General features: G+C 65.6%; 8 protein-coding genes. 5 read left to right on the plus strand and 3 right to left on the minus strand.

Annotation, left to right across the window (positions count from 1 at the left end; translation table 11 throughout):
* Positions 1-124 precede the first annotated feature (124 nt).
* Genes ABV408_RS05005 through ABV408_RS05015 form a run of 3 tightly spaced genes read left to right on the plus strand, consistent with a single transcriptional unit; the run spans position 125 to position 3,929 of the window.
* Entirely contained in the window at positions 125-1,576 is a 1,452-nt protein-coding gene (locus tag ABV408_RS05005) for an NAD-dependent succinate-semialdehyde dehydrogenase (protein ID WP_353981354.1), read from the plus strand.
* Positions 1,576-3,156: a PucR family transcriptional regulator gene (locus tag ABV408_RS05010; RefSeq protein WP_353981355.1), complete on the plus strand. Its 1,581-nt coding sequence runs from the start codon at positions 1,576-1,578 to the stop codon at positions 3,154-3,156. Before ABV408_RS05005 ends, ABV408_RS05010 begins: the two co-directional genes overlap by 1 nt.
* Positions 3,157-3,209: 53 nt before the next feature.
* On the plus strand, positions 3,210-3,929 hold the full coding sequence (locus tag ABV408_RS05015) for a haloacid dehalogenase type II (protein ID WP_353981356.1): 720 nt from the start codon (positions 3,210-3,212) through the stop codon (positions 3,927-3,929).
* Here the strand turns inward: ABV408_RS05015 and ABV408_RS05020 are convergent.
* Complete coding sequence (locus tag ABV408_RS05020; RefSeq protein WP_353981357.1) at positions 3,918-4,484, minus strand: DinB family protein; 567 nt, start codon at positions 4,482-4,484, stop codon at positions 3,918-3,920. The genes ABV408_RS05015 and ABV408_RS05020 overlap by 12 nt on opposite strands.
* 46 nt (positions 4,485-4,530) lie before the next feature.
* On the opposite strand from ABV408_RS05020, the gene ABV408_RS05025 reads away from it, so the two are divergent.
* Both ABV408_RS05025 and ABV408_RS05030 read left to right on the plus strand, forming a co-directional pair.
* Positions 4,531-5,172, plus strand: a complete 642-nt coding sequence (locus ABV408_RS05025) for a LysE family transporter (protein ID WP_353981358.1) — start codon at positions 4,531-4,533, stop codon at positions 5,170-5,172.
* Between the two features lie 125 nt (positions 5,173-5,297).
* Entirely contained in the window at positions 5,298-6,290 is a 993-nt protein-coding gene (locus ABV408_RS05030) for an adenosine deaminase (RefSeq protein ID WP_353981359.1), read from the plus strand.
* Positions 6,291-6,558: 268 nt separating this feature from the next.
* Here the strand turns inward: ABV408_RS05030 and ABV408_RS05035 are convergent, their stop codons facing one another.
* Positions 6,559-7,677: an aminotransferase class V-fold PLP-dependent enzyme gene (locus ABV408_RS05035; protein ID WP_353981360.1), complete on the minus strand. Its 1,119-nt coding sequence runs from the start codon at positions 7,675-7,677 to the stop codon at positions 6,559-6,561.
* 32 nt (positions 7,678-7,709) lie between these two features.
* Complete coding sequence (locus ABV408_RS05040) at positions 7,710-8,918, minus strand: pyridoxal phosphate-dependent aminotransferase (protein ID WP_353981361.1); 1,209 nt, start codon at positions 8,916-8,918, stop codon at positions 7,710-7,712.
* Between the last annotated feature and the right edge of the window lie 267 nt (positions 8,919-9,185).

The following is a 9,185-nucleotide window of genomic DNA, read 5'->3' on the forward strand; positions in this document are numbered from 1 at the left end:
AGGAAGATTTTGGCCGGCCGGGTACTTACCATCCGGGTAACCGTTTTCCTTATCGTCTTCGGAGCGGATATTCCGCGGTGTGCCGCGGGAATGTCCGCCCGATGTCTGCCGCAGGAGCCCTATCATGTCTTTGCCCGTTCCCTCCGCCAGTGCACCTTTCTATCCCGCCGCCATCGCCGACCACGACAGCCAGGCGGGGGCGCGCTATACGCTGCGTTCGCCGGCCAGCGGTGAGCCCATCGCCGAGGTCGCCGACTGTGGCGCCGAAGCTGCGCAGGTGGCGGCAGACAACGCCCAGCGCGGCTTCGAGCAGTGGCGCCGGACCACGCCGTTCGAGCGGGCGGCGCTGTTGAAGGCGTGGCACGCGGCCATGCTCGAGGCCAAGGAGACCCTGGCGCTGACCATGGCCCGGGAGATGGGCAAGCCGATTCGCGAAGCCCGTGGCGAGGTCGATTACGCGGCCGGCTTCATCGAGTGGTTTGCCGAGCAGGCCAAGCGCATCGATGGCGACATCCTGCCCAGCCCGCATCCGGACAAGCGCCTGTCTGTGCTGCGCCAGCCGGTGGGGCCGGTGTTCGCGATCACGCCGTGGAACTTCCCGGCGGCGATGATCACGCGCAAGGTGGCGCCGGGGCTGGCGGCCGGCTGCTCGGTGATCGTCAAGCCTGCCGAGCAGACCCCGATCACGGCGCTGATGCTGGCCGAGCTGTGGCGTCAGGTGGGTGGCCCGGCCGAGGTGTTCCAGGTGATCACCGCCGAGCGTCCGGCTGCGATCAGCGAGGTGCTGATGGCCGATTCACGTATTCGCAAGCTCACCTTCACCGGCAGCACCCCGGTGGGCAAGCGCCTCTACGCCCAGTCCGCCGCCACCATGAAGCGCATGTCGCTGGAACTGGGCGGACACGCGCCTTTCCTGGTCTTCGACGATGCCGATATCGACGCCGCGGTGGCCGAGGTGATGGCGAGCAAGTTCCGCAACGGTGGACAGACCTGTGTCTGTACCAACCGAATCTATGTCCAGCGCGGTCTCTTCGATGCCTTTGCCGAGCGTCTGGCCGCCGCGGCCGGGTCGCTGACGATCGGTGATCCCGAGCACGAGGCGACCCAGGTCGGGCCGCTGGTCAGCCAGGCGGGTCGCGACAAGGCCCAGGCGCACATCGACGATGCCCTGGCCAAGGGCGCGCAGCGGTTGACGCCGGCGCCGCAGGTCGACGGTCTCTACGTAGCGCCGACGGTGCTGGCCGGGGTGACGCCGGAGATGCGCATCATGCAGGAGGAGACCTTTGGTCCGGTGGCACCGTTGATCGCCTTCGATGACGAGGCGGAGGCGGTCGCCGCTGCCAACGACACCCCGTTCGGCCTGGCGGCCTATCTATGGACGCGCAGTCTGGGCCGCGCGGCGCGCGTTTCCGAGGCGCTCGATTACGGCATCGTCGGCGTCAATGACGGCGCACCGTCGGTACCGCATGCGCCCTTTGGCGGGGTCAAGGACAGCGGTCTCGGGCGCGAGGGTGGCCATTACGGCATCGACGAGTACCTCGACTGCAAGTTCGTCTCCACGCGCCTGGATACTTGATGGTCGAGGCGTCCTCGGTGCCGCCGGCAGCGGAGCTGGATCTGGCCACGGCGCTGCGCGAGACCAAGTTGCGTCACGCCCGCGTGGTGGCCGGGGAGCGTTCGCTCTCGCGGCCGCTGCGCTGGGTCCACATGGTCGACCACCCGGATATCATCGCCTGGGTCCAGCCGGGTCAGCTGCTGCTGACCACCGGCTACCACTGGCCGGATGAGCCGGCGGCGGAGCGCGCCCTGATCGAGGCGCTGGCGGAGAAGGGGCTGGCCGGCGTGGCACTGGCGGTGCCGCGTTTTCTGTCGGCGTTTCCGGCCACCAGCCGCGAGGTCGCCGAAGCGCTCGACTTTCCGCTATTGGAGATACCCTGGGATGTGCCCTTCAGCCAGATCACCGAGGAGGTGCACGCCTGGCTGATCGCCCGCCAGGGGCAGCTGATCGCGCGCGCCGAACGCATTCATCGCGATCTCACCCGTTCGGCGCTGACCGCCGGCAGCCTGAGGGATATCGCCGTCGCACTGAGCGATCTGCTCGGGCGGGCGGTACTGTTCACCGGGCTCGAGGGCGAGTGGCTGGGCGGCAGCAGCGAACGTGACGCCTGGCCCTTGCCGACGCCGGCGGCGCAGCAGGCGGCGGAAGCGGTGCCGGGGAGCCAGGCGTGCTCGCTGGACGATCCAGCCCATGACGGGCAGCGCTGGCTGGCCTGCCCGGTGCGCATCCAGGAGGCGCGGGCGGCGCTTTTGTGGATCGATGAGTCCGGCGCCCGGGTGAGCGAGCTGGAGCGCCGCGCGGCGGAGCAGGCGGCGCTGATCTCGGCGCTGCATCTGTCGCATCAGCGCGCGCTTCAGACCCAGGAGTCGCGGCTGGGTTACGCCTTCGTCGACTCGCTGCTGGAGGGGCGTTTCGAAGCCACGCCGGCGGCGCTGGAGCGTGCCACCCTGCAGGGCTGGGAGCCCCAGGCGGCGTATCAGGTGTGTGCCATTCTGCTCAACGAGCCGGTGCCGCTCAGCCCCGAGGGGCTCTCCCGGCGGGAGCGCTGGGAGCGCCGTCTGAGCCGCTATCTGCAGGGCATCGAGCAGCCGCCGCTGATTTCGGTCTCGCTCAACCAGCTGCTGTTTCTGCTGCGCAGCGAGGTCTCGCCCGCGGCGCTATGGCGGCGGCTGGGCGATGGCGAATCGGCGATGGCGGTCAGCCGGCTGGTGCGGGGCGCTGCGGAGACCGCCAAAGGCGCCGATGACGTGGCGCGGTTGACCGCTGCGCTGCGACCGGGGGAGCTGCGCGACTTCGAATCGATGCTGTTCAGCCGGGTGCTGGAGGGGGACGACGATGCCCGCCGGCTGTTTCTGGCGCGGATCACTGAGGCGCTCGATCCGGGCGAACGGGGCACCAGCCAGCGCCTTACCCTCACGGCGCTGGCTGACCACGGTTTTCATCTGGCGCAGACCGCGCGGGCATTGGATATCCATATCAGCACCCTGCGCTATCGGCTGGAGCGTCTGCGCGAGGCGCTGGGCATGGATCTCGACGATACCGAGGTGCGCCTGCAGCTGCAGGTGGCGATGCGCCTGTGGGCGCTGAAGGACGACTGAGCGCTTGCCACTACCGGCGAGCCTAATGACGACTACCGACAAGAGGCCGAGCGATGCAACTGACCGATTTCGATACCCTGACCTTCGATGTCTACGGCACCCTGATCGACTGGGAGAGCGGCATGGTGGCGGGGCTGCAGCCGCTGCTCGAGCGTACCCAACTGAGCCTGAGCCGCGATCAGGTGCTCGAGGCGCATGCGCGCCACGAGTCGAGCCAGCAGCGCTACACCCCGCATCTGCAATATCGCTGGCTGCTGGCGGTGGTCTACAAGCGGCTGGCCGAGGAGTGGGGCGTGACGGTGACCCACGACGAGTGCCTGGCCTACGGCGACTTCGTCAAGCAGTGGCCAGCCTTTGCCGATAGCGCGGCGGCACTCGGCTATCTCAAGCAGCACTACAAGCTGGTGGTGCTCTCCAACGTCGACAACGAAAGCTTTGCTTACAGTCAGCGCAAGCTGGAGGTCGAGTTCGATGCGGTCTATACCGCCGAGGACATCGGCTCCTACAAGCCTTCGCCGCGCAATTTCGACTATCTGCTGGAGAAGCTCGGCCAGCGCGGCATCGATAAAACGCGGATTCTGCATACCGCGGAGAGCCTGTTTCACGACCATCAGCCGGCCAACCAGTATGGTCTGGCCAACTGCTGGATCTACCGCCGCCACGATCAGCAGGGCTTCGGCGCGACCATGGACCCGGGCGAGATGCCGCGGATCGACTTCCGCTTCGACAGCATGGCGGCCCTGGCGGACGCGCACCGCGAGCTAGTGGGCTGAGTCGCTCGAGCGCCAGACCTGGGTTTCGTCGATGCCGAGGGTGCGGAACTCGGCCTGGCGCAGTGGGGCTTCCTCGCGCATGAAGAATTCATCGAGCTGAGGCGGCGCGATGTCGGTGGCCGAGAGCATGGCATGGACCTGGCCGCGATGATGGGTCTGGTGGACAAAGAGGTGCGCCAGTACGCGATGGATGGGCTCATGCTGTCGATGTGTGCGGCGGACCAGGACGGTTTCTTGCGCCAGCCACGCGGGCGTGGCGCCTTCGCACAGCGCGATCAGACGTCGGTCGAGCGCTTCCTGGGCCGGTTGCAGGGTGGCGATGGTGGCGTGGGGCAATTCATCGTCGAAGGCGCCGAGCCCCAAGGTGCCGCCTTCGAGGGCATCGATGTAGTAGGCGTCGACGATCAGAATATGGTTGAGCGTAGCGTGGATCGAGGGGAAGAAACTGCTGCGCTCGGCGTACAGTGCTTCCTGTGAAAGCCCGGCACAGGCCGTGAGCAGGCGGTGATTGGACCAAAGGTTGCAGTAGGCTTGGTGGCGAAAGTGTTCGATCATGGCGGAAATCCCTCACGCTTGTCGCGACGTCATCGTTGGAGTCGATATGGAAATGCTACACGGTCTGGTGGTGATCACCTTCGTCCATCTGCTGGCGGCGGCCTCGCCGGGGCCGGATTTCGTGCTCGTCACCCAGCAGACGCTGAGTCGTGGCCGGCGGGTGGGGCTTTTGTGCAGCCTGGGCATCGCGCTCGGCCTCTCCATCCATATCGTCTACTCCGCCTTCGGGCTGGCAGCAGTGATCGCCAATTCGGCCGAGGCGCTGTGGGCGATCAAGCTCCTCGGCGGCGCCTATCTGCTCTATCTGGGCATCAAGGGGCTGCGCTCGCGCCCGACGCTCAACGAGGCCGGTGTGGTTGCCGGCTCGGTACCCGACGCTCCACATTCGGCCTGGCGCGTCGTGGGTACCGGGTTCCTGTGCAATGCGCTCAACCCCAAGGCGCCGATCTACTTCGTGGCGCTGTTCACCATCGTGCTGTCGCCGGCGATGCCGCTTTACCAGATCGCCATCTATGGCGCCTGGATCATGCTGCTGCAGCTGGGCTGGTTCTCGGCGGTGGCGCTGTTGCTGTCGACACCGCGCATCCAGCGTGCCTTCCAGCGGGGCAGCCACTGGATCGACCGCGTGCTCGGCGCGGCGATGATCGCGCTGGGCCTCAAGGTGCTGATGACGCGGGTATCGAGCTGATCCTGGCCGCTCTCACCCTTGGCCTGGGTCCGCTCGGCCCAAGACTGCGATCCACGCCGAGCCTTTGCCTCTCGTCGGGGTTTTGGGCATCCTGCTTGCACCCATTCAACTGCTGAGGAACGCGCGTGAAAACCTGGCTACGTGATCTACCCAAGGTCGAGCTGCATCTACACATCGAGGGGTCGCTGGAGCCAGAGTTGATGTTCTCGCTGGCGGCGCGCAACGGTGTGAGCCTGCCTTACGCCACGGTGGATGAGGTGCGCGAGGCGTATGATTTCAGCGATCTGCAGTCGTTTCTCGACCTCTACTATCAGGGCATGCGGGTCCTGCGCACCGAACAGGATTTCTTCGACCTGGCGATGGCCTACCTCGAACGTGCTCACGTCGAGGGCGTGGTGCACGTCGAGCTCTCCTTCGACCCGCAGGCGCACCTGAACCGTGGCGTCGAGCTGGCGGTACCGTTCGAGGGACTCAATCGTGCCCGGCGCCAGGCCGAGCGAGAGTGGGGCATGACTAGTGCGTTGATCATGAGCTTCCTGCGCGATCGCGATGCCGCGGAGGCGATGGAGGTGCTGGAAAAGGCGGCGCCCTACTACGAGACGATCGATGCGGTGGGCCTGGACAGCGCCGAAGTGGGCAATCCGCCGACCAAGTTCAGCGCGGTGTTCGAGCGCGCCAAGGCACTAGGTATCCCGCGGGTGGCACATGCCGGTGAAGAGGGCCCGGCGGCCTATATCAGCGAAGCGCTGGATGTGCTCGACGTCTGCCGCATCGATCACGGCGTGGCCTGTCTGCAGGATGCGGCGCTGGTCGAGCGGCTGCGCCAGACGCAGATGCCGCTGACCGTCTGCCCGCTCTCCAACGTGCGGCTCAAGGTGGTGGCGGAGATGACCGACCACCCCTTGCCGCAGATGCTCGAACAGGGTTTGAAGGTGACGCTCAACTCCGACGACCCGGCCTATTTCGGTGGTGGCGTGCTGGAGAACTACCTCGCCTGCGAGCAAGCTTTCGCCTGGGATCGCGAGACGTTCAAGCAACTGGCGGGCAATGCCATCGATGTCGCCTTCATGTCGGAGACGCGGCGGGCGGCACTGCGGGCTCAGCTCGACGCCTGCTAAGGAATCACTGCATAAATGCCTGCACGAGCGAATGGCTGCGTTACGCGGTACTCGAAAGCTCGCCTAACCCTATGTTATGTCTCGCTTTCTGCGTTCCGGGCGCCTTGCCCTTCATTTCGTTCGGCGATTTATTCAGCGTTTCCCTAATGGCGTGATGGCCTGACAAGGTTGGCAGGGCTGGCAGTATGGCTCAGGCTATCAAGGGCGCAGTATCGAGTCTTCGATACCGCGCCCTTGTCGTTGTGGCGCTTGCTTCGGCCCGGTCGGCTCAGAGCGCGTCCAGCGCCTGCGCGAAGCGGCTCACCGCGCCATCGATATCTTCCAGCTTGTCCAGCCCGAACAGGCCGATACGGAAGGTCTGGAAATCGTCCCCTTCATTGCACATCAGCGGCACGCCGGCAGCGATCTGCACGCCCTGGGCGGCGAAGCGCGGAACCAGATCGCTCTCCCGGGTATAGCTGACCACCACGCCTGGCGCCTCGAACCCTGCCGCGGCGACGCTGGGATAGCCGCGCTCGGCCAACAGTGCGCGGATCCGTCGGCCCAGTGTCCACTGCGCCTGTTCGAGCGTATCGAAGCCGTCCTGCTCCATCTCCTGGATGGTGTGGTAGAGCCGCGTCAGGCCGTCGGTCGGTAGCGTGGCGTGGTAGGCGTGACCGCCATTCTCATAGGTTTCCATGATTCCCAGCCAGCGCTTGAGATCGGCGGCGAAGCTGCTGCTGCTGGTGTGCTCGATGTGCGCCCGCGCACGTTCGCTGAGCATCACCATGGCGCAGCAGGGCGAGGCGCTCCAGCCCTTCTGCGGGGCGCTGATCAGCACGTCCACACCGGTCGCCTGCATATCGACCCAAGCGGTGCCCGAGGCGATGCAGTCGAGCACCAGCAGGCCGTCGACCGCGTGCGCCGCCTCGGCCAGCTGGCGTAGATAGTCATCCGGCAGCAATACCCCGGCTGAGGTTTCGACGTGCGGAGCGAAGACCACGGCCGGGCGCTCTGCGTGGATGGCGGCGACCACTTCGTCGATCGGCGCTGGGGCGAACGGCGACTGAGACTCGCTGCCCTGGCGCCGGGCCTTGAGTACCTGGGTGGCGGCGGCGATGCGGCCCTGGTCGAGAATCTGGGTCCAGCGGTAGCTGAACCAGCCGTTGCGCACGATCAGACAGCGGGCATCGGTGGCGAACTGGCGCGCCACGGCCTCCATGCCGAAGGTGCCGCTGCCGGGCAGGATGATGCTGCTGTGGGCGTTGTAGGTACGCTTCAACAGGCGTGAGAGCTCGCGCATGACCTGCTGAAAGCTCTGTGACATATGGTTGAGCGAGCGGTCGGTATAGACGACCGAGTATTCCAGCAGTCCATCGGGGTCGACGTCCGGGCGAAGTGCCGGCATGGGCGGGCTCCTTGATAGAGAATGAATGGAAATCAGCGCGCGACGGCGGGCAGCGTGCGCAGATAAGGCACCAGGCGCGCCAGCGCCTCCTCGGCCAGTGCGGGGTCGATGGCGAAGCAGATGCGCAGGTAATCCTCTCCTTCGGGGCCGAAGGCGCTGCCAGGAGCCACGCCGACCTTGGCGTCCCGCAGCAACTGTACTGCGCGCTCGAGGCTGGTGCCCGGCAGCCCGTGCACCTTGAAGAAGAGATAGAAGGTGCCCTGGGGTGCGAATACGGTGACGTTGTCCAGCGCTTCCAGCCCCTGGACCAGGATATCCCGCGATGCCTGGCAGCGGGCGATTTGATAGGCGATGAAGTCATCCCCGGCCTCGAGTGCCACCTGGCAGGCGTACTGCACGAAGGGAGCGACACCCGTGGTGTTGTACTGACACAGCCGGGCGAAGAGGGTCTCCATGCCGCTGGGGCAGACGACCCAGCCGGCACGCCAGCCGGTCATGCACCAATTCTTCGAGAAGGTGTTGGTCACCAGCAGACGGTCGGTGTCGTCGCACAGCTGCAGAAAGGAAGGTGCCGGTCCCTGGCCATCGTAGACGAAGTGGTTGTAGACCTCATCGGCGATGATCCACAGCCCGTGCTCGCGGCAGAAGTCGCGTAGTCGCTGCATGTCCGTCCGGGGCATGCGCCAGCCGGTGGGGTTGGAGGGCGAGTTGATGAAGATCGCCCGCGTGCGCTCGGTGACCGCGGCGAAGAGGGTGTCGAGATCGAGCGTGATGGCGCCATCGGTATGGAAGTCGAACGCGACCGCGACATTGACGCCGCCGCAGATCGCGACCACCTGCTTGGCGTTGGGCCAGGCCGGCGAGGGCATGATTACCTCGTCGCCCTCGTCGAGTATGGCCTGCATGGCCATGACCACCGCGTTCATGCCGCCGATCGAGACGCAGAAGCGTTCGGGGGACACCTCCACATTCCAGTGACGCCGGTGATAGTCCGACAGTGCCTGTCTCAGGCCAGGCGTGCCTTGGGAGTAGCCATAACGGGTATCGCCCGCTTCGAGGGCAGCAATGGCGGCATCGCGAATGGGAGCGGGCGTGGGCAGATCGCCTTCGCCGATCCACAGGCGGACCACGCTGTCGTCATGCCGCGCAAGGTCCGCCACGGTCACGATCTGATTGTCGGGCATATCGCATACCCGGGAGGAACAGAACGGCTGCAGGGCAGCGGGAATCACGTCGGGCATGGTGTTGGGCGCCTTTTGGAGTCGTCTTGCTCGATCATATCGAGGAAGTCGCGAGCTGGCTAACTAATCGCCTCGAGCGTTCGCCCGCTAACAAGCTATAACAAATTGGTTTTCCTGCATTTTACAAATTCTAGGCTAAGATTAATGAAAACATGGCAAATGATTAATAAATTAGTCTTGCGTGCGCGCACAGAAGAGTTACATTTCGCCAAAATAGCGTAACCACGGGTTGCGCGATCGAGTCTGGTTACAATTGGGGGAAGTTCG

It is taken from the genome of Salinicola endophyticus (assembly GCF_040536835.1).
In the GTDB taxonomy this organism is placed as follows: domain Bacteria; phylum Pseudomonadota; class Gammaproteobacteria; order Pseudomonadales; family Halomonadaceae; genus Salinicola; species Salinicola endophyticus_A.